This window comes from Limosilactobacillus urinaemulieris (assembly GCF_014838745.1).
GTDB lineage: Bacteria > Bacillota > Bacilli > Lactobacillales > Lactobacillaceae > Limosilactobacillus > Limosilactobacillus urinaemulieris.
This window is the reverse complement of sequence record NZ_JABUXR010000007.1, coordinates 1-20,819: the sequence shown is the minus strand read 5'-3', so window position 1 is coordinate 20,819 and position 20,819 is coordinate 1. Positions and strand designations below refer to the sequence as shown.

The 20,819-nt window shown below is 40.0% G+C and carries 23 protein-coding genes and 1 pseudogene; 23 read left to right on the top strand and 1 reads right to left on the bottom strand.

The annotated features are described in order from the left end of the window. Positions 1–17: 17 nt before the first annotated feature. The 23 genes and pseudogenes from HUK45_RS04675 (at position 18) to HUK45_RS04570 (ending at position 19,714) form a co-directional block, all read left to right on the top strand. Positions 18–4,430, top strand: a complete 4,413-nt coding sequence (locus HUK45_RS04675; RefSeq protein WP_191911311.1) for a tape measure protein — start codon at positions 18–20, stop codon at positions 4,428–4,430. Further along, on the top strand, positions 4,430–5,248 hold the full coding sequence (locus HUK45_RS04670; RefSeq protein ID WP_191911310.1) for a phage tail domain-containing protein: 819 nt from the start codon (positions 4,430–4,432) through the stop codon (positions 5,246–5,248). Before HUK45_RS04675 ends, HUK45_RS04670 begins: the two co-directional genes overlap by 1 nt. Before the next feature lie 12 nt (positions 5,249–5,260). After that, entirely contained in the window at positions 5,261–6,937 is a 1,677-nt protein-coding gene (locus tag HUK45_RS04665; RefSeq protein WP_191911309.1) for a phage tail protein, read from the top strand. Continuing rightward, the gene (locus HUK45_RS04660; RefSeq protein ID WP_102168127.1) at positions 6,906–7,097 is read left to right on the top strand and encodes a hypothetical protein; all 192 of its coding nucleotides are present in this window, start codon (positions 6,906–6,908) and stop codon (positions 7,095–7,097) included. Before HUK45_RS04665 ends, HUK45_RS04660 begins: the two co-directional genes overlap by 32 nt. Further along, complete coding sequence (locus tag HUK45_RS04655; protein WP_191911308.1) at positions 7,097–8,506, top strand: BppU family phage baseplate upper protein; 1,410 nt, start codon at positions 7,097–7,099, stop codon at positions 8,504–8,506. Before HUK45_RS04660 ends, HUK45_RS04655 begins: the two co-directional genes overlap by 1 nt. 3 nt (positions 8,507–8,509) lie before the next feature. After that, positions 8,510–9,019, top strand: coding sequence for an Ig-like domain-containing protein (locus tag HUK45_RS04650; protein ID WP_191911307.1), 510 nt, complete (start codon positions 8,510–8,512; stop codon positions 9,017–9,019). Positions 9,020–9,143: 124 nt separating this feature from the next. Further along, positions 9,144–9,488 carry a fibronectin type III domain-containing protein gene (locus HUK45_RS04645; protein WP_235972003.1) on the top strand — a complete coding sequence of 115 codons (345 nt, stop codon included), beginning with the start codon at positions 9,144–9,146 and terminating at the stop codon, positions 9,486–9,488. Between the two features lie 6 nt (positions 9,489–9,494). Then, entirely contained in the window at positions 9,495–9,923 is a 429-nt protein-coding gene (locus HUK45_RS04640) for a hypothetical protein (RefSeq protein WP_191911306.1), read from the top strand. Positions 9,924–9,936: 13 nt separating this feature from the next. After that, positions 9,937–10,311, top strand: coding sequence for a hypothetical protein (locus tag HUK45_RS04635; RefSeq protein WP_191911305.1), 375 nt, complete (start codon positions 9,937–9,939; stop codon positions 10,309–10,311). Positions 10,312–10,313: 2 nt separating this feature from the next. Then, complete coding sequence (locus tag HUK45_RS04630) at positions 10,314–10,454, top strand: XkdX family protein (RefSeq protein ID WP_191911304.1); 141 nt, start codon at positions 10,314–10,316, stop codon at positions 10,452–10,454. A 570-nt stretch (positions 10,455–11,024) separates the two neighbouring features. Further along, the gene (locus HUK45_RS04625) at positions 11,025–11,324 is read left to right on the top strand and encodes a hypothetical protein (RefSeq protein WP_102168910.1); all 300 of its coding nucleotides are present in this window, start codon (positions 11,025–11,027) and stop codon (positions 11,322–11,324) included. Beyond that, positions 11,321–11,764, top strand: a complete 444-nt coding sequence (locus HUK45_RS04620) for a hypothetical protein (protein WP_191911303.1) — start codon at positions 11,321–11,323, stop codon at positions 11,762–11,764. Before HUK45_RS04625 ends, HUK45_RS04620 begins: the two co-directional genes overlap by 4 nt. Positions 11,765–11,776: 12 nt before the next feature. Then, complete coding sequence (locus tag HUK45_RS04615; RefSeq protein ID WP_191911302.1) at positions 11,777–12,709, top strand: GH25 family lysozyme; 933 nt, start codon at positions 11,777–11,779, stop codon at positions 12,707–12,709. Between the two features lie 348 nt (positions 12,710–13,057). Continuing rightward, positions 13,058–13,327: pseudogene (locus HUK45_RS09535) on the top strand (competence protein ComGC). Continuing rightward, the gene (locus HUK45_RS04610) at positions 13,324–13,755 is read left to right on the top strand and encodes a type II secretion system protein (protein WP_191911301.1); all 432 of its coding nucleotides are present in this window, start codon (positions 13,324–13,326) and stop codon (positions 13,753–13,755) included. Before HUK45_RS09535 ends, HUK45_RS04610 begins: the two are co-directional and overlap by 4 nt. Further along, the gene (locus HUK45_RS04605) at positions 13,742–14,032 is read left to right on the top strand and encodes a type II secretion system protein (RefSeq protein WP_191911300.1); all 291 of its coding nucleotides are present in this window, start codon (positions 13,742–13,744) and stop codon (positions 14,030–14,032) included. Before HUK45_RS04610 ends, HUK45_RS04605 begins: the two co-directional genes overlap by 14 nt. Beyond that, on the top strand, positions 14,029–14,499 hold the full coding sequence (locus HUK45_RS04600) for a prepilin-type N-terminal cleavage/methylation domain-containing protein (RefSeq protein ID WP_191911299.1): 471 nt from the start codon (positions 14,029–14,031) through the stop codon (positions 14,497–14,499). Before HUK45_RS04605 ends, HUK45_RS04600 begins: the two co-directional genes overlap by 4 nt. Positions 14,500–14,788: 289 nt before the next feature. Continuing rightward, positions 14,789–15,802 carry a class I SAM-dependent methyltransferase gene (locus HUK45_RS04595; protein ID WP_328797159.1) on the top strand — a complete coding sequence of 338 codons (1,014 nt, stop codon included), beginning with the start codon at positions 14,789–14,791 and terminating at the stop codon, positions 15,800–15,802. 14 nt (positions 15,803–15,816) lie between these two features. Next, positions 15,817–17,016 carry an acetate/propionate family kinase gene (locus tag HUK45_RS04590; protein WP_191911298.1) on the top strand — a complete coding sequence of 400 codons (1,200 nt, stop codon included), beginning with the start codon at positions 15,817–15,819 and terminating at the stop codon, positions 17,014–17,016. A gap of 85 nt (positions 17,017–17,101) precedes the next feature. Beyond that, the gene (locus tag HUK45_RS04585) at positions 17,102–17,713 is read left to right on the top strand and encodes a metallophosphoesterase (RefSeq protein ID WP_191911297.1); all 612 of its coding nucleotides are present in this window, start codon (positions 17,102–17,104) and stop codon (positions 17,711–17,713) included. Between the two features lie 57 nt (positions 17,714–17,770). Next, positions 17,771–18,322, top strand: a complete 552-nt coding sequence (locus HUK45_RS04580; protein ID WP_191911296.1) for a YutD family protein — start codon at positions 17,771–17,773, stop codon at positions 18,320–18,322. Continuing rightward, positions 18,312–19,091 (top strand): TIGR01457 family HAD-type hydrolase, encoded by a 780-nt coding sequence (locus tag HUK45_RS04575; RefSeq protein WP_191911295.1) that lies wholly within the window; start codon positions 18,312–18,314, stop codon positions 19,089–19,091. The genes HUK45_RS04580 and HUK45_RS04575 overlap by 11 nt, the downstream gene beginning before the upstream one ends. After that, entirely contained in the window at positions 19,088–19,714 is a 627-nt protein-coding gene (locus HUK45_RS04570) for a TIGR01906 family membrane protein (RefSeq protein WP_191911294.1), read from the top strand. Before HUK45_RS04575 ends, HUK45_RS04570 begins: the two co-directional genes overlap by 4 nt. On the opposite strand, the gene HUK45_RS04565 is transcribed toward HUK45_RS04570, so the two are convergent. Then, positions 19,688–20,329: a VTT domain-containing protein gene (locus tag HUK45_RS04565; protein ID WP_191911389.1), complete on the bottom strand. Its 642-nt coding sequence runs from the start codon at positions 20,327–20,329 to the stop codon at positions 19,688–19,690. The genes HUK45_RS04570 and HUK45_RS04565 overlap by 27 nt on opposite strands. Between the last annotated feature and the right edge of the window lie 490 nt (positions 20,330–20,819).

The window sequence follows — 20,819 nt, the reverse complement described above, 5'->3', positions numbered from 1 at the left end:
CGGAAGGAGGAATATAGATGGCAGCAGATGGTACAGTCAATATTGATGTGAAACTGAATACTGAACAGTTAGGTCAAAAAGCATCAGAAATTGACAATACTCTGAACAATGTTGGTAAAAATACTGGTGATAAAGCTGAAGAAAATCTGCGTAATGCGTTAGGTAAGGCTGTTAATCAGGCCAAACATGCTCATGAACAGATTGAAGATTCAACTAAACCGGTAAAACAAAAAATCACTGCTGACACTAACGAAGCTGATAGTAAAATTGAACGCTTCAAGAAAATGGTTGGCACTATTCCTCATGATGTTAAGACAAAGTTAGTAGCCGAAGCACGAGAACAAGGGATTGAGAATTTCGGTCAGCTTTTAAGGAAAATTCCTAAAAGACAACGTACTGAATTGATTGCTCAGGCACAACGTGGTGAAGTAATCAATTACGAGGAACTATTGAGAAAGGTTCCAGCAAGGATTATTACCGAAGCTAAGTTAAACGACAGGGCTTCGCTCCCTATGCGTCAGCTACAACAAGAAGCCAAGCAGACTACCAATAGTTTTGGTCGATTGAAAGATATGATTGCCGGCACCTTTATTGGTGGTATGGCTATCAACGGTATCCATACAATCGGTAATGGATTAAAAGAAGCCGCCCGTGCTGGTATGGAATACAACGTTGAACAAGACCGAATGAAGACGGTTTGGACGGCATTAACTACCGAAGCACCGAAAGATGGTAAAGTGCTGGTTAACTATATCAATGATATGGCCCAGCACTCTATCTATGCAGCAAGTACCATTGACCGAATGGCTCAATCGTTCTATCACGTTCATTCAAGCGTTAAGGAAACTAAAGATTGGACTAATGGCTTCATTCGTTTAGGTTCAACGCTCCATATGACCAATGACCAGTTAGCTGAAGCTGGTGAACAGTTCGCCAAGATCGTTGCTGGTGGTAAGGCTAACGCTGAAGATATGTCTGTTATGATTAACCGATTCCCGATGTTTGGGGAAGCCTTGCAAAAGGCAACCGGTAAGTCAATGAAACAACTTTACGAGATGTCTGCTCAAGGAAAATTAACCGCTAAAGACTTCACAGAAGCTCTTGACTACTTAAGTAATAAGTACAAGAACTCAACTGAAGAAGCGATGACCTCTTTCACTGGTATGCAAATGTATATCAAACAACGCTGGTCTGTTCTCTGGGGTGAGGTTATGAATACCTCGTTCAAGGCTAACAAGCAGATGTCAAAAGATATTCGTGACTTATTATCCAATGAAATGATTTCTCGTTACTCTAAACTGCTAGGTAACGCAATCGGTACTGTCATGGACAGTGCAGCTAAGCTATTAACCTATATTGGTAATCATAGGGACACTATCGTTGATTTAACGGGTAATCTTATTAAATTAGTTGCTATTATGGGTGATACGGTTTGGCAAGTATTCGGAGATTTCTTGCGAATTATTGGTACCATGTTTGGCCTTGTCGGTACAAATGGAAAACAGACGGTAGATGTTCTAACCCTGTTAGATAACCTTACTAAGGCAATAGTTTCTCACGAAGGAGCTGTTAGAGCTTTTACAGTTGCATTGATGGCATGGTTTGCCGTAAAGCGGATCTCTGAATTTGTCATGTGGATGGCAAAGGCTAGGGATGCCGTTTTGTCGTTTGGTGTTGCTCAAAAAGCGGTTGATGCATTAGGTGGTGGTTCTGCCGGTCCACAATACCTAACTCCAACCAGTGCTGAGCGAAACGCTGGCAAAATGATGTTGCCACGCCTTAACTCAGCTCGTGGTGCATTGGGTGTATTAAAAGCTAATAAAGCTGTTCCTCTGCTAACGGCTGCTGCTGGAGTTGGTACTGAATTACTGTCAAATCACAATACCGGTCAAAAAATTGGTGGCTCTGCTGGTTCAGTAGCAGGTACAGCACTGGGCGCTTTCGCCGGTTCATTTATGGGACCAGCCGGCACAGCAGTTGGTGCAATGGCTGGTGAATGGCTTGGTAAAAAGATTGGAGAAACAGCGGGGAATGCTGCTAACAAAGCACTAAAAGGTCACTCAATTGTTGCTCATACTAAGATTAAAGTTGATGCTGACACAGAGGGTACCTCTAAGGCGATCCGTCCGGATCTCAATAAGATTACTCGTACTGTTATTAAAATGAGTGTCGACCCAAAGAGCATTGCTGATACTAAGCAAAAGACCGACAAGCTTTATAGCGATATGAGTCGGTCTTTGAAAAAGTATTATTCAGACAAGGAAGCTCGTTCTAAAAAGGATCTTGAACAACTGGTTAAAGAAGGAGCTATTACTCAACAACAGGCTAATAAGAAGCTACAAGCTGAGAAAAAAGCTGATGAGGATCGCATAAAGCAAGAGCAAAAAACACTTAGTGCCATGCAAAAGGATACTAACAATCACTATAAAAAGTTAGAAAACATTGAAAACGGTGGTACTAAGAAGCTTCAAGAAATAGCCCGCAAATATGGTACTAATTCTAAGAAATATAACGACGCACTAATTCGTGAACGAGAAAAGGAAAACAAACGTTATTCAAAACAACTCGTTCAAGATCAGATGAATGCTGATAGCAAAATTAGTGCTAGTGCAAAGAAGGACGCTGGTCAGCAAGAAAAAATCTATAATGACTTAATCAAGAAAAAAGGTAAGTTAAGTCAACAAGATTTGAAGCAAACTCAACGTGACGCCGATAAGCAATACAAAGCAGCTGTTCGTCCAGCCGAAAAAGCCAAGAATGCGATTATTAATGCAGCGACAGAAAGGTATAACAAAACTACTAAAACCGCTAAAAGAGAATATGGTGAAAACAGCAAAACCTATAAACGGATTGAAGCCGATGCTAGAAAGCAGAAGACAGACACTATTAACTCAGCCAATGAACAATATGACAAGGTTACGAAAGCGGCTGAAAAGCAGCACAGAAAGGTTTCCAAAGAAATTGAAGAGCAGAAAAACGATGTTAATAAGTCTGCTATGGATGAAGCCACTGGTCACATCAATGCAACTGAGACTGAAATGCAAGGTGTTAATAATACATATAAGACAAACTTCAATGGTGTAAGTGCCATTTTTAATAAGTTTCTTGGATTTATTAAAAACATCTTGAAGTTCTTTCAACAAAATAGTAAGGGAGTGCCAACAGCTCCAGCGTTCGCTACTGGTACTGGTGCCTTGAAGAAAAATCAACTTGCACTGGTTGGTGAAGAAGGTTTTGAACTTGCCCATACTCCACGAGGATATGAAATACTTGGTGCTGATGGCCCAGAACTACGGTATCTATCTGCTGGTACTTCGATTCTTACGCACGCTCAATCAACCGCTGTAATGGCAATGAATGGTGGGAAACTACCAGGATATGCTAAGGGTACCGGTGCCAAGATTGCTGATTTTGTTGATGATGTAAAAGATAGTGCTGAAGATGCTTTTGATCTTATCGGTAAAGGTGCTAGTGAAATCTGGGATTGGTTAAAAGAAAAGACCGGTCTTGATAAAATGCTTAATGCTCAACCATCTATGGGTGGTGTTAAACGTACTACCAGGGGTTCTTTTGAGTATATAAAGACTGGTATCAGCAATTATATTAAGAAAATGGCTGATAAGTTCATGGAGAGCATAGGTGGTGGCGGTAAGATGTCGAAAGGGGCATTTGCTAAAGCTGCTCAAGTTGCGGCTGCATTAATGCATCAGTCACTTTCAGCGTCTGATATTGAACGCCTTTATTGGCAAGCGATGGTTGAATCAACTGTTAATCCAGCACAAGGTGGCGGAATTGATGATCATGATGGTACTGGTCGACCAATTGGATTATTCCAATTCAAGCTTGGAACTTGGGGTGCAGCAGTACGTCATCTTCCGGCTGGTCACAGCAATATCCATAGTGCAGTTGACCAAATCATGGCTGTTTTAGCTGATAGTACATGGCGTTCAGACTTAGCGCCAATTGGCGTACGTCGTGGTTGGTCACCACAAGGCTATGCTAACGGTGGTTGGGCTGATAAGTTCTCCGTTTTTGGTGAAGTTCCTGGTGAACCGGAATTAGCCGTTAATCCAGCCCGTGACACTTCAGAAGGTCATATTGCCGAAGCTATCGAAGCACGGGCAAAAATTAACCCGAATGGCTTTGCTGGCACGCTTAGCAAGTTGATTGAATCAGCTAAGAATAGCGCTAATAATTTAGTGCCGGTTATCAATCAGGGAACTAGTCAAGTGCGAACTGCTAGTTCTGTTGCAAGCCGTTCGGCAAAAATTGACGGTAATCTAAACGTGGTCATGAATGTTGATGGCAAGACGATTGGTCATGCTACTTATGCAACTTGGCGAGCAATCAGAAGCCATGAAGTCAATATTCAAGCTAAGGGTGGCGCTATTCCTGTTGGAGGTGCTCAACCGCTGGGAGGTGTTTATTAGTGAGTACAATAATTTTTCAAAAACTCGATGGAACTATCTTTGATCTGGATCAACTTGGTTTCCGGGTGAAGAAATTTGATGTACCAACGACTAACTACAATTATAACTACCAACAAGTCGGGCAGTACGGAGCCTTAATGACTAGTGTTCAAGCCCAACAGCTAGTTATCCCGTTAACTTTGAATGTGTTGGCAGTTGATTCTAATGACTTGTTTCTGCAACGAATGAAACTTAATCGAATGCTCCAAAGTCATGAATCGTTCTATGTCTATGACACGGCTAATAAAGAAATTCGTTGGAAGGTTTATGCTGAACCAGTTAGTGTTAGCCGTGATAATTCATTCTGGCGTGCTTCAAACGTGCAGATTAACTTAGATTGTCCGACCGGATATGCTGAGAGTTCTTACACCACCCAAGAGTTTGATAAGAGTACTGGTAAAGGAATCGGTTTAGGCATGGGGCTATTTCGTAATGAATGGCAATATACCTTTACTAACCAAAATGATTTTGAATTTCTTAATGCTGGGATTATCAAACTCACAGCAGAAGAGCACCCAGTTAAGATTGAGTTTCAAGGTACCGCTTCAAATGGTATTACGCTGACTAATCAGACAACGGGACAATCATTTCAATATAAAAACGCCCTCACAGCTAACGATAAGTTAACTATTGAGGGCGTAATGCCAACGGTTAACGGTACACAAAATTATGATGCTGGTAATCATGGTTTCTTAGATTTTGCAACGGGAGTTAATAAACTACACCTTGATGGTGCTAGTAACTTCACGATTAAGTTTGATACTCGGTTTTATTACTAGGGAGATGATGATGTGCTTAGCTTACCAATTCGCTCACCAGCGGGGGATGTAACAGCAGTACATGCTTATGATGTAGCCGTTACTGATACGTTAAAATCGTATCCGACACTTAACTTCAGTTTTATTGCCAACGAGGATAATGAAGTAGCTGAAAAGATGATTGCTCCTCGGGCAATTATTACTGACCCGACAACAGGTCAACAATACCGCATTGCTACTTCTAACCCCGTACCAACGAATAAATACCGAGTGTATGCCGTGACAACCATTCATATTGCTCACGACTTACACGATTTATATTTAGATAACACAATCACAGGTAGTCAATCATTAAAGGTTTGCTGTGATTTTTTAGTATCAGGAAGTAAGTTCAGTTATTCAATTGACGGTAACGTTAGTGATCATGATTTTGGTTCTGACACTTTAGGCAATGCACATGGTGATGATGTGCTTAGTTCAATTGCTGAAGCCTTTGGCATTGAGTTCTGGTTTGATAATACCACGATTCATTTAGCAACCAAGATTGGTAAAGATAATTCATTTGTTTTCATTGATAAAGTCAACGCTTCAAAGATTCAGGTTAACGAAGACTACACTACGATTGAAACAGCCATTAAAGGTACTGGTAAAGAAATTGAGCAAGATACTAGTAGCGATGATTCTAGTGGTGGTAGTGGAGCAGTAGCTTCATTTGCTCGTCAGTATGCCGGAACACCTTACGTTTGGGGTGGTAGTTCGCCGAATGGCTGGGATTGTTCGGGATTTGTTGCTTATGTCTACAATCATTTCGGTATTCCAATGCATCAGCCAACCACCTATGAAGAGTATCAAGGTCAAGTAGTTGGTCCACCTTATCAAGAGGGCGATATGCTCTTTTGGGGCGCGAGAGGTTCAACCTACCATGTTGCATTGGCTCTTGATAGTAACACGCTTGAAATGGCAGCTAACCCGGAACGGGGGACCGTTATTCAGGCAATTAATGCGTGGCCACCTGCTTTTGGGGTAAGAAATACACAAATGGCGGCTAAGGTTCAAGGCAGTGGTGATTCTGATGATTCATCAACAACTGATACGACTGACCAACAACCACAATATACCTGTCAAGGCGAGTATGATAGTCCAATGGCAGACGACAAGAAGTGGGGCAAAATCTGGGCGGACCCGTTTACCAGTGACACAATCACAGATGAAAATGCCTTAAAAGATGCCATGAAGGCTCAACTCCACGATTACCCAGATGTTCAATACACAATGGACTGGGTAAGCTTCAAAAATAATCTGAGCGGAATTAATAACGAAATTGCAATTGGTAACAATGGCTGGTTGCGGGATCGTTTTGGAATTGATGTAAATGTGCGTATTCAGAGCTTTACTCAATATAAGGACCCGACAACCATTCAAACCGATACCATCACATTTGGCAATAAGATTTTTGGTCCCGATGAATGGAGTAACCGAAATGATGCTGCAAGAACGGCTATTCATAGTGGTAATGGTAATAGTGGTAGTAAGTCACACGAAATTAATCCGCCGGTTACGGCTGATGACATACCCACTAATGGATTACAACTGCGCTCTCCTAACGGGAAAGTTTATACCTTAACTGCTGGTGACGATGGCAAATTAAAGTTAAGTACGGAAGAAGGAGAAGATACAGATGGCGATAAAGGACAGACTACACATTCATGACTTGTCGCTAGACGGTCAAGAATTGCGTAAACAGTTAATTGAGAACTTTACAATTATCGGTGATGCTATTGACGGCTTAGATAAGAAACAAAATAATCTGACCGGTACTTTAGGATTGAGCGATGAAGCATTAAACCAACTAGGAGGAGGTGAAAAATAGTGGCAACACAATTAGCAAAATTAAATCAATATATTCCGGTAGACTTATTACGTGATCAAGATGAAACGATTGATATTAGGGATAAGTTCAAGGGACGTGTTGGTGACGTTGATAGTTATATTAAGCTATGGGTGTATTCTAATTCACTTCCGCAAGATATGACTGGTTGGCGGGTTATGTTTCAAGGTACCGACTTTCAGCACAACGATTTTCGGTCATATATGAAGATGGACGATTCACAACAGCTTGATATGATTAAGACCGGGCGGATTACTCTTTACTTTGACGCGAACCTTTTCCAATGTGACGGTCAATGGGAACAAGCTTACTTTAGCTTTATTAGTCCTGACGGCAAAATTGTATCAACCGTTAATATTCTATTAGTAGTCATGGGGAGTAACTTCTACGCCCGCATGGGGAAACATGCTAAGTCGGTTATTGATGAGTTCAACGATATTTTGAAGAAACTTCAAAAAGAAGCGGATGTTGATACTCAACAAATCAAAAAGTTAGTTGATGATACTAACAAGATGTTAACTGAACTTGGCGATAGTACGAAGAAAGACTTCTTGGAATGGTTAGCTAAGTATAAGCAATCCTTACAAGATGCTCTTAATGCGGTTGATGATCCTAAAGAGGGATTGATGGCGAAGTATTCTTCGCTGCTAACAATGGCGAAGCAGATTCAAGAGATTCTTAAACAAGCCCAATTCCATGACCGACCATTCCACTTTGCTACCGTTAATGCGATGCAGAAATACACAGCATTAATGGATGGTGATCTTGCGATTACGCATGGTTGGGACAACTACGACGATGGTCACGGGGCTTACTGGAATATTCGGGTTAAGCATAAGGATGAAACGCCGGATGAGCAGAACGTCATTAGCATTAATACCGATATGGGCTTAGTTGCGGAACGGAACTCATCCTTGTTGAGTGCGGATAGTCTGGAAGATTTCCTGTATGGCTACACAATTGAGATTAAGCATAATCAATGCGAACACCCACTGCGTCCGGCAGTGCTGTACTACGAAGACGCCATCGGAACCGAACGGGATGGCTTAGGGAAAACGTCACATGGCTTTGGTCAGACAAATACTAAGCTGATTAATTGCATTGCGGAATACCCGGATGCAAATACAATCAAGGTTAAGATTCCGCGGAACTTCTATCTTGATGCCGTACCGCATTATAAGTTCGGTGCTTGGTATCTTATTGACGGTAACCGGACGATCAAGGTTGACTTGGAAATGCCGATTGATGACGCTAAGGCCCAAGCGGGTGATGGAGAAGGTAATTCGTACTTATCACCGAATACGGGTTACTTCTCAAAGCCAACGAGTCCAACGGACTTACGAGCAGTTTACATTGATGAACACACGCAACGGTTACTATGGAGGGATTAGTTAATGAAATACTATATTTATCAAGGCGTCGGAACGGACGGTGAACTGAAGAAGGTTGCCGAAGTTGAGAACAAGAAAGAATACACCGTTACGGGGTTAACGGCTAACACAACTTATCGCTTCGCTGTTAGTTCTTATAATAATTTGCGAGAAAGCGCTAAGTCTAACGTGATCACAGTCAAGACGAGTGCTATTCCAGTTCAAAGCATTACTCTAGCAATTGATAAGACAGCACTTGAAGTTGGTGGAACAGCTAAGGTTACCGTTACGATTACCCCAGCTAATGAAACCGACGGGGCAGCAGTATTGACCTCATCAAATACGCAAGTGGCAACGGTTGATGGTGCGGGTAACGTCAAAGCAATTGCTCCTGGTACGGCAACCATTACCGCAAAAATTGGCGAAAAGGTCTCTAATGTGATTAGCTTAACGGTTTACGAAGCGCTGGTTAATGTGACCAACTTAGCGGCAACTAACGTAACACCAAACTCGCTTGATTTAAGTTGGGACTGATGATGAATGCAGTATCGAATCCGAAATGGCGACCAATTAATTGGCACGGTTACTAATACGAAGCACTTTCATTGGGCGGGCTTAACGCCCAACGTTACGCTTCATCTGTCAGTGACGTCCTTTAATGGCTTCCGTGAAAGTCCAAGGACGAGCTTGGCGGTTAAAACTCGGGGGGATTCAAGTTAAAGTGCCAGTTAGCTTAACCGCTGGGACAACGGTGTCGTTAGTCTACCTTGAATATGCATTAGGGTTAGTTCCAATTGGGACAGAACCGAAGGGCATGTTCGGTGGTGGCAATCGGCAAATCCTCCCAGCAAAAGTGGTTAGCTCGGCTAACGGGATAAGCACGATTGAAATTACTAACAGCTTTAACTTGATGAGTGACGGGTTAACAATGAAACAACTACCAGACAAGAGCTTTGGAGTCTTTGAAGGCTACAAGGCTCTTTATTACAAAGGAGAGGAATGATAATTAATGGCATTAACAGCAAAGGATATTGCAAGCATCTTTACTGGTATGGACTTAGGTGCAGAAAAGATTGCTGAAAACTTTAACAAACTACTTGAAGAGAATATTGGTCAAGACAATCAATTAGACACGTTGAATAATAAGACGCTGAAAATTGGTAATTTTATTGGGAACGATAATCCTAATATAGATAACTTAGAGCCTGGAATCTATCCATTTGGTTTCTGGCAAGACAAACCAATTTCAACAAATGAAACATCATGGCCTAAGCGTATTCGTGGTGGTGCTGAATGGGGCTGGATTGTTCAATATGGGGGCAAAAATCAGACAAAGGCCCAGTTTATTTTTGGAGCTGGTGCGGTACTTTGCTATCGAGCATGGGCAGGTGGTCGTTGGGATAACTGGACACTGTTGAACCTTACAGTTGAACAATAGGAGGTGAAATCGGATGAAAGCATTTATGTATGATCAACATTACAGGTATCTATTAGCTGAAATTGAAGTCGTTGATGCCAATAATTTACCGCCATATACAACAACGGTAGCGCCAGATCCAACTAAGAGCTATCAAAAGTTCAATGGTACTGAGTGGATTGGCGGAATGGATGATGCAACATTCCAACAACAAGTAGCGGCATCAATTGCCCAGCAACAAGCTAACATTAAACCAAGTGAGGGCCAACAATTGTTGATGGTTCAACAAGCCAATATTACCCAGTTGCAAAAGACGGTCATGGCACAACAGGCGAACCTGACGCAAATGCAAAAGATGATTATGAAGCAACAAGCAACTATTACGGACTTAAAGAAAGGGAATAATTAATTATGATGAGTACATTAGATATGGTAAAGATGTTTTGGAACGACTGGGGCAACCATGACCCACAATATTACAAGGTTTACGTTGGTATGGGGATTGGCGCAACCCAGTATAAGGAACTGACTGGCGTTGATTACGTTGCCTAGTTAGCTAACACATAGTCGCCTTTGAAATACACAATACATAAATAAGCCTCACTGTTAATACAACGGGGCTTTTATTATGGGCGGCTATAAAAAGAAAAAGCGCTAATCCGAATCGGAGAATTAGCACTTTCTATATGTTTGTTGTAGTTACCTTTGGGAAGGATAACTATGCGACCTCAAAGGGCCAATAAATGGTGTGTCTTTAATAAGACAAGTTAATTGTACCATTAATTGGATAAAAGTTTAAAACAAAAAAGGCGCTTATTAAGCGCCCACAACCGGTTCGACTTAAGTAACCAACTGAAGTCGTTTTGCACTCCGGCTGATAATATTGACATAAGTATTATAACATAGTTTTTCTATGGTACAATAGTTAAGCACTTCGAGACCACCAATCTCAAACTGTAAGTGCAATTGGGGGTGTACCTCATGAGCCATTTTTGGCTGATAATATTGATTGTGCCCAGCAAGCACATTAAACATCTAATTCATAAACTGTTCAAGTAATAGTTTTAGCGCTGACTTCGGTTGGCGCTTTTTTTGTACCTAAAATTTGGAGGTGAGCATGAAATGGGTTGGATTACACCTCATTCATTGTTTAGTTTAAGTTGGGACGAATGGGGATCGATAGCTGCAATTTTGATAGTGATAGTAGGGATTATTCGATGGGTAATCAAGAAGCTTGATATTGAGCTTTTTGGCCCGATTAGACGAAAACTAAGTGACGTTAACGACAATTTAACTGAATTTAATCGTCGTCAGGCAAAGGCAGAAGCACGATTGGAAAATGGTGATAAGAAGTTTATTCGACATGATGAAGAACTAAAAGATCATGAACGAAGAATCACTAGTTTGGAGGAACGAAGATGAATGAAATTATTAATGCAATTCCGGAATATGTAATTACAGCGGTTGTTTCGACCGCTATTTATTTTGGCTTCAAGTATACCCAGAACTTAATTCATACAAAGGTTCTTCACGCTAAGACCGTTCAATCAAAAGAGCTGTGGAGCTTCATTGAACAGGTTGCCATCACGGCAGTCAACTCCTTAGTAAGTAAGAACATTACTGGTGATGCTAAGTTCGCCCAAGCAACGTCAATTGTACAAGATGCGCTTGCTAAGCAGGGCTTTACTAACGTTGATGTCAAAGCAATTGAATCAGCCGTTCAATCAGCTTATGAAAAGTCACCATTAACGCCTACAAGTAATGAGAAACCGTATGTATTTAAAAATCTTGAACAGTCGAAGCAAGACAAACCAAAAGTTCAAGACAACGTAAATAACACCCAACCTGTTGAAGCAAAATAAGGAGGTTATCTTATGCCATTAAAAGTAGTAGATGTTTATTCAGGTTCACCTCGCTGGTACGCCACGGATGATAATGCGGACGCTGTTATTATTAAGGCTACGCAAGGGACGGGTTATGTTAACCCGTTCTGTGATATTGACTATCAAGCAGCGAAAAAGGCTGGAAAGCTACTAGGTGTATATCACTATGCAAGCGGTGGGGACCCAATTTCAGAAGCTAATTACTTCTTGAAGAATGTTAAGGGCTACATCCACGAAGCTATTCTTGGTTTGGATTGGGAATCTAGCCAAAACGCTTCATGGATGAATACTAATTGGTGCCGTCAATTCGTTAATGAAGTTCACCGACAAACTGGTGTCTGGCCGATTATTTATGTGCAATTTTCTGCGGTATGGCAAGTAGCTAATTGTGCAGATACATGTGGATTATGGGGTGCTGGTTATCCTTGGTACACCAATTCTTGGACAGTTCCACCATTTTTATCTAGCTATAATTTTGCCCCTTGGAAAGCTCTTACTGGTTGGCAATTCACGGGGAACACTGAAGACCGTTCCTTGTTCTATGTTGATGCCAAAGGCTGGCAAGCCATCGCTAAAGGTGATGGATCTGTTACTCATACCGCTCAACCAGCACCACAGAAAAACGAAACAAAGACTTCCAATGTTCCATCATACGCTGGGACAACTTGGCAAGACTCTCTTGGGGTAACTTGGCACGCTGAAAATGGTAAGTTTACCGCTAATACTGACTTGCACCTTCGTTGGGGCGCTACTCCTTCTAGTTCAGTAATCTCGGTATTACATGCTGGAGATGTGGTGAAGTATGACGCCTGGGCACGGACTAATGGCTTTGTCTATGTACGTCAACCACGTGGCAATGGTCAATATGGTTATGTAGCAGTGCGGAACGCCTACACAAACGAAGCATACGGAAAATTTGAATAAAACTAGTCAATCCCCAGCGACTGTTGCAAAATCTGCAATAGTCGCTGGGGATTTTTTGCGTTGGTTGCAAGATGCAAGAAATATTGTAGTTTAGTTACTTTGATGTAGGAATGTCTATATATCAAGAGTTAATCTAAACTTTACGTTTTTTACCCAAAAAGGCAAAAGGTTAACATCCTTACTTAAGTTAAATTGTACTGACAATAATATGCTATACTGATTACAAGTTAAGTTTGAGTGGACCAAATAGCCCGGCACTTCTTCTGAGGTGTCGGGTTATTTTGTATTTTACAATCCTAATTTAATGTAGAAAATTATTTTTGAATAGTTTTAGAGAACGTTATTGAAATGTCAATTGTCCTTTTTATTATTAGTTTGTTAATTTTGATCGTTTTACCTAATTTAACGGCCCCAGCGAAAAAGCGCAAAAAGGATTCACCGCGATGCAATGGTTTCAGTTGTGCAAACCCAAGTTGATGAGTACGCAAATGATGGGGGGGCAATGAGAATGTCAGTTTAGAAGAATTAAGAGATGCCAGATACTTAACAGCTGCCCAAGTAAAGAAAGCTCACGAGCAACACATTGTAATTGTGGACGGAAAGGTTATTAAGCGGTGAAAAAAGAAGCTTTTACCATGCTTGAAACAATTATTGTTTTGATATTAACCGTTGTAATTATCACCTTTTCTTTCCCTAACTTAATGCGTAGTCGACAAGTTGTAGCGGAACACGAATTTTGGAATGATTTTCGTCAATCATGGCAAGCGGCCCAGGTTCGCTCAAAAACAAAACATACTGAAACGATGGTGACTTTTGACCCTGTAAATTATCAAATAGAATTTGATTGGCGCGAACAACGAAAGCTGGTTAAAGATAAGCTAGATATACCGGAAACCATCCTTGTTAGAAAATTTGCTGACTTTAAAATGCACGAAAATGGCTATACTAAGCCACGAACGCAGGAGTTTCAATCATCAATTAATGGACGGACATACTTAATGCGAATCCAGTTGGCTTGGGGAGGGTATCGGATTGAGGAAAAATAGGCAGCATGCATTTATCTTAGCAGACAGTTTAATTGCGTTAATGATTGTTTCCTTAGGGATCACGTTTACCTTAATTTGTCATCAGTGTCTGGTGTACCAATCTAAAAAACAATGCATTAATTTAGCAGCATATAGAATTGCGAAGGAGGCTACTGATGAATTAATAACAACTCACCGGCCGGCTTATATAAGACGTGATGAGCTTAGTGCGGTTGCTTCTGAAAAGAAGGTAATAGTATCTCTTGGTGATCAAACAATTCTAGAGGTCAGAAAATGATAAGGGAAAAGGGCTTTACTCTATTAGAATGCTTAATTGCATTGATTATTATGGCGCTGATTACTACCCTGGTCTCACTTCAGATAAGGGTTATTAAATCGACTACTGTTAAGTCGAGTGCTCAGCCTCTTGACTGGTATGTTTGCTTAACTGAGTTGGAATCTGCTGATCATCAATTTATGCTTACTCGAGTTGAACGACAAAAATTATGGTTAACAAGCCGGTATTCTGGATTAACTTATGAATTACACGCAACAGATCGGTTATACCTGAGTCGTGAAAACCATGGTGGCTATTTACTCCTTTTCGATGATATAAAACCGGGGTCAGTAATGTTTAGTGAGTTAGCTGGTTCACGAGTTGCAGTAAAAGCACAATGCAAAAATGGACAAACAATATTAGGAGTAGTGAAATTCTATGAAAAAACAAACCGTCAAAATGAGGGCAGGTTATGCAATATTAATTAGTCTAATTTTATTGATGTTTTCAACTGGAGTGGTAGTGTTTGAATTTCAGTATCAAAAACAGCAATTAACAGTTAATCGTGAATTAATGTTAAAACTACAGTATCAAATTAGAGAAAACTTAAGTAGAGCAGATGATTATACAAAGGAAAAAGTTCACAATTTCAGGAACAAATAGGCCTATTTTAGGTTAAATAGTTAAATAATGTTCGTTAGTAAAGCGTTACCTTGAATTTAATAGACAGAATCGTTAAACTTAAAGATGATTGTAATGTAATGGAGGTGACCTGCACTGTCACAGCAATCAGTTCAAAAATTATTTGAGTTATTTGATCAAGGAACGATGCTTTTACAGTCTGCATTAAATTGTTCCTATTTAGACGCAATGCTAGAGAATGCGGAGAATATTATTGATGACAATACTGTTCGGGTAGAGGATGGCGTTCCTGATAAAGAGACTCAAGAGAAACTGAAAAAGATCTACCAGCAACTAGATCTTAAAAATGTTAAAGCAGAGGCAATTCGTCAATTAATTCAGTTAAGCTTTTTGAAAGTTATTCGAAAAGATGCAATCCAAGCAAACCACCAAATGACGCCAGACACGATTGGCCTTTTGATGGCATTCTTGATTGAAAAGGTAACTCAAAACACAAGGCTTGAAACAATTTTTGATCCCGCAGTTGGGACAGCTAATTTATTAACGACTGTCATTAACCAGCTTGATAAAGACGAACATGATAACATTAAAGGCTTTGGGATTGACAATGATGATTCGATGCTTAGTGTTGCTAGTGTGAATGTTGCGTTGCAGCATGCTAATGTGGATTTATTCCATCAAGATTCTGTTGGTGCCTTGGATATTCCACAGTGTGATTTAGCAGTTAGTGATTTGCCAATAGGTTATTACCCGCTTGATAATAATACTAAGGACTATCAAACACGTGCAAAAGATGGGCATTCGTATATCCACCACCTGTTAATTGAACAATCGATGAATTATTTAAAACCAGGTAGTTTTGGCGTTTTTCTTGTTCCAAGTAGTTTATTTCAAACGAAGGAAACGGAGGGATTTGTTAAGTGGATTCATTCAGTTGCCTATCTTCAAGGATTCGTCAATTTGCCAGGTGAATTATTTGCTAACCCAGCTGCACAAAAGGCGATTTTACTATTGCAGCGTCATGGAGGAAACGGTAAACAAGCCGCTAAAGTTCTCCTTGGTGAATTTCCGTCATTTAAGGATCAAAAAAACTTTGCTCGTTTTATGCAGGAAATTAATGATTGGGTTGCAACAAATATTAAAAAATAAAGGGGCGTTATCATATGTCAAAGACAATTGCAGTTAATGCCGGAAGTTCAACGCTAAAGTTTAAGCTATTTGATATGCCAAGTGAGAATGTTGTTTCTGAAGGAACAATTGAACGAATTGGTGAAAAGATGGGACATGCTAAAATTAAGTATGGTGATGGTCAAAAGCATGAAGAAGAACGAGCCTTTGCCGATCACGGTACCGCTGTCAAGTATCTATTGGATCAATTGATCAGTCTCAAGATTGTTAAGAGTTATGATGAGATTACTGCTGTTGGTCACCGGGTTGTTGCCGGTGGTGAATACTTCAAAGATTCTGCAGTAATCACTGATGATGTAATTGCCAAGATTGATAGTTTAGTTGAGTATGCTCCATTACATAATCCTGCTGAATTAGTGGGAATTAAAGAATTTCGCAAGGTACTGCCAAATGCATTTGCAGTTGCCGTATTTGATACTTCATTCCACGTAAATATGCCAAAGAAGAATACTCTTTATAGTGTTCCTTATGAATGGTACGAAAAGTATGGGGCACGGAAGTATGGTGCTCACGGTACTAGTCACCGTTACGTTGCTGGACGGGCTGCTGAAATGCTTGGCAAGCCACTTGAGGATCTGAAGTTGATTACGATGCATATTGGTGCAGGTTCTTCAATTACTGCTGTTAAGGATGGCAAGTCATACGATACTTCTATGGGCTTTTCACCGTTAGCGGGAATTACAATGGCAACCCGTTCAGGTGGTGTGGATCCTTCCTTGGTTGAATTTATGCAAGAAAAGTTGGGGAAGACCGCACCAGAAATGATTGATATTTTGAACCATGAATCTGGGGTTAAAGGAATTTCCGGTATTTCTCCAGATATGCGTGATATTCTTGCTGCAGCTGATAAGGGTGATAAGCGTGCTCAATTGACCATTGATATTTATGTAAACCGGATTGTTCGTTATGTCGGTGCCTACATTGCAGAAATGGGTGGAGCAGATGCTATTGTCTTCACTGCCGGTGTTGGTGAAAATAGTGTTCCAATTCGGAAGATGGTTACCGATAAGCTTGCATACTTCGGAATCAAGATTGATCAAGAAAAGAATAATTGTCATGGTGTTGAACGGGATCTTTCGACGCCGGACGCTAAGATTAAGACGTTACTAATTCCAACTAACGAAGAATTAATGATTGTCCGTGATATTGAACGCTTGAAGAAGCAAAGCAAGTAATTTATTATAAAAACCGATAGTTTGGGAAGCTTTAACCCCGACTATCGGTTTATTTTTATTTAAATTTGAATAAGGGGTGAAGAGAATGCAATTTGTTACGGCTGATACTCACTTCTTAGATGAGCATTTATTAGGAATTGATGATTTCGCACCACGACCTTTTCTGACGGTTGATCAAATGGATCAATCGATTATTAAAAACTGGAATGAACGAGTTGGCGAGAACGATATTGTTTATCATCTTGGCGATATTGCGGTTTATTTTGCTAAGCCTCAGGTCAAAGCATATGAAAAGGTTTTTCAAATTCTTGACTCGTTAAATGGTCATTTGGTATTAATCAAAGGAAATCATGATAGCAGAGGGTTATTTAAATTTCTGGCTAAAAACAACTACTCTTTTAACGGAAAGCCCAAGTTCGCTTTTCATGATGTTGGCGTATTATTGAAATACGATCATCGCCAATACTATCTGACCCATTACCCATTGATGTTGGGAATAGCACCACAAATTATTAATCTTCATGGTCATATTCATCATTATGCAGTTCCAGCGAAGGAAAACATTAATGTTGGGATTGATTCACCAGAATTTGATTATTTATTGCCAGAAAAGGTACCATTTGGCGCACCGCTTAGCTTTAGTCAAATTGAAAAGCTGATTAATGGCAAGACTGATGACTTTGCCAAGCGTCGTTAAGAACGTGGTATTATGATAATTAGTAATTTTAAGTTTAGAATGAAGTGAGGTGAAAAAATGAATCGCGCAAAAATTCAGGAGTATATCGATCAACGTGAAGAGCAACGGGTCGATTTATATCATTACGAGGAACAATCTGAAAATGATTTTCTCCTCAATGGTCATCAATATAAATTATTGAAAAATTATCGTGAAGGATTTGATGGCGAGCAATTAGCTAATCGTTTTAGTAATATTCTAAATAAGTATGACTATATTGTTGGTGATTGGGGGTACGATCAGTTACGCTTGAAGGGCTTTTATGATCCAGATAACCCGTTATTTCGACCTGAGCAGGGGGTTGAGACGATTGAAGACTACTTGTACGAAGATTGTAATTTTGGCTGTCCATACTTTATCGTTCGGAACTGTGATGTTCGCCTGCCTAAACGGCGTAATCGGCGGCATCGAAGAGAACATTCTCCGGCAATTAGGGAGCGACGCCGGAAACTTAATCAACCAGAGCCACGGAAGCGTCGTCACCAATCAGCAAAACGGGTTAAAGTGGGCAATCACCAACAAAAATTTATTATCCATCAACGGGTAAAGAGGAATCAAAATGAAAAATAATTATCAGGGATATTTTATCGATCTTGATGGGACAATGTATAAAGGGACTAAGAGAATCCCGGCTGCGGCAAGATTTATTAAGCGTCTTCAAGAGGCAGGTAAGCAAATTCTATTTGTAACCAATAACAGTACGAGGTCACCAGAATTCGTCGCTGATAACTTAACTACTAACCACGGTATTCATGTGAACAGCGATAACGTTTATACAACTGCTCTCGCGACTGCTGATTATTTAGATCAAATTGCAGGAGAGAAACGTCGGGTTTACGTAGTTGGTGAAAGTGGCCTACGAAATGCACTCATTAATCGTCACTTTACCATTACGGATGTATCACCAGACTATGTAGTTGTGGGATTAGACTCAAAGGTAACCTATGACAAGCTGGCAACTGCCGTTTTACTAATTCGGGCAGGAGCAACGTTTGTTGGAACCAACTCGGATAGTAATTTGCCAAATCAGCGAGGGATGGTTCCTGGAGCAGGTTCCTTAGTGAAATTAGTAGAATATGCAACCCAGAAGCAACCAATCATGATTGGTAAACCGGAAAGAATTATAATGGCGATGGCACTGAAAAAAAGTGGCCTTAATAAAGAGCAGGTTGTGATGGTTGGCGATAACTACAATACGGATATTAAAGCGGCAATTAATTTTGGAATTGATAGTTTGTTAGTATATTCAGGCTTATCTACAAAATCAGAAGTCAGTAAGAAAGCCATTCAACCGACCCATCAGGTTGATAGTTTGGATGATTGGCAGGTTGAGCGATGAAAATAGGCTTTAAGAGCCTCCTGGAGGTTTTAGTATACTTTCTTGCAGCGGCTTCTATTGCGGTAATTATTACGACAAACATTTCGATTAGTTTATTGCATCCGTTTGCCGTTAACGGGATAACCTGGGGAGAAATTATAAGTGATTATCGTCGTCTGTTAACCTACCTCCAGTTCCCAATAGTTAATCAATTAACCTTTCGTTATTTACCAATTAGTAATAATGCAATCGAGCATTTTTCAATGGTACGGTGCTTCTTGATAGTTAATGAAGGACTATGCCTTGCTAGTTGGGGAATAGTTATTAGCAAAATCAAACATGAAAAAAAGCGAAGCCAGCTGGTAATGTTGGTTTCGCTTATTGATTATCTATGTCTTGGATTGTTAATAATTAGCGGGTTAACAGCAATTGACTTTGAAAGAACATTTATTTTGTTCCATCACTTATTATTTAGTGATAATAAGTGGATCTTTAATCCGGAGACTGACCCAATCATTATTGGGATGCCGCCGATTTTCTTTTTGAAACTATTTGGCATTTGGTTGGCAATTACTATTGTGCTTCTTAGTTGTTTGCGATTTTATAATCGGCAAAAATTATTTAGCGGTAAATTTAGATTTTAGGTAGCTGACCACTGCTGGTATTAGTGTAACAACAATGATGGCAATAATAATTACCGAGAAGTGTTCCTGAACGAATGGAAGATTGCCAAAAAAGTAACCGGCTGCACAGCAAACAGTTACCCATGAAAGACAGCCAATGATGCTGTAACGAATAAATTTCCGATAGGGGAATCCAGAACCAGCTGCTGCAAATGGAGCAAATGTTCTAATTATTGGCATGTAGCGGGCAAGAATAATTGCCGGGGCTCCGTGCTTTTCAAAGAACTGTTCAGCTTTCGTAAGACTATCTTTATCGATTAACTTCCCAAACAATGAATGGTTAGACAGTCCTTTACCAATTCGGTGACCAATGTAGAAGTTTAGTGAATCACCAAGAAGACAAGCAACAAGGAAAACAAAAACAAATATCCAAATATTAAGGTGATATTGTGCGTTAGCTGCTAGAGCACTTGCTGCAAATAGTAGTGAGTCACCAGGGAGAAATGGAAGAATCACTGCACCAGTTTCAATAAAGATGATCGCAAAGAGAATCAGGTAGGTAGAATCACCAAAATTATTTACGATCTGAATAAGGTGAGTATCAATATGTAAAACAAAATCAATTAATGTTGAAATCATTGACTAGCTCCTTTTAAAAATTCACAATACCTAGTAAGTTTATCAACCGTCGTTAACTTTGTGAAGTGCAATTTAAAGGCTTTGCCAAAGCTTAATAATGACTAAAACGGGATAGTAAAACATTTTTTAGAATTTCTGTTGACATAGTATTAAGAACAAGGTATAGTAATTAACGTTGTCTGTGAGGCAATGATTTCTATCAAATATTGATTGAAATTAGTTGTTGACTTAAACGAGACAACATGATATATTATAAAAGCTGCTTGTTAAAAAGATTAACAGCTAATTAAAATGTTAAAAATAGTTGTTGACATTCAAGACGGCATCTGATATAATAAATTTGTTAGTCAGCGCTTACCACTGACTAAGGTAGACCTTTGAAAACTGAACAAAGTTTCGACGAATCAAATGTGTAGGGTCTTCAATCATAATGATTTGAAGCAAAACATTTGCGAAGTCAATTCGCTTAATTAATTTGAATTAGAGC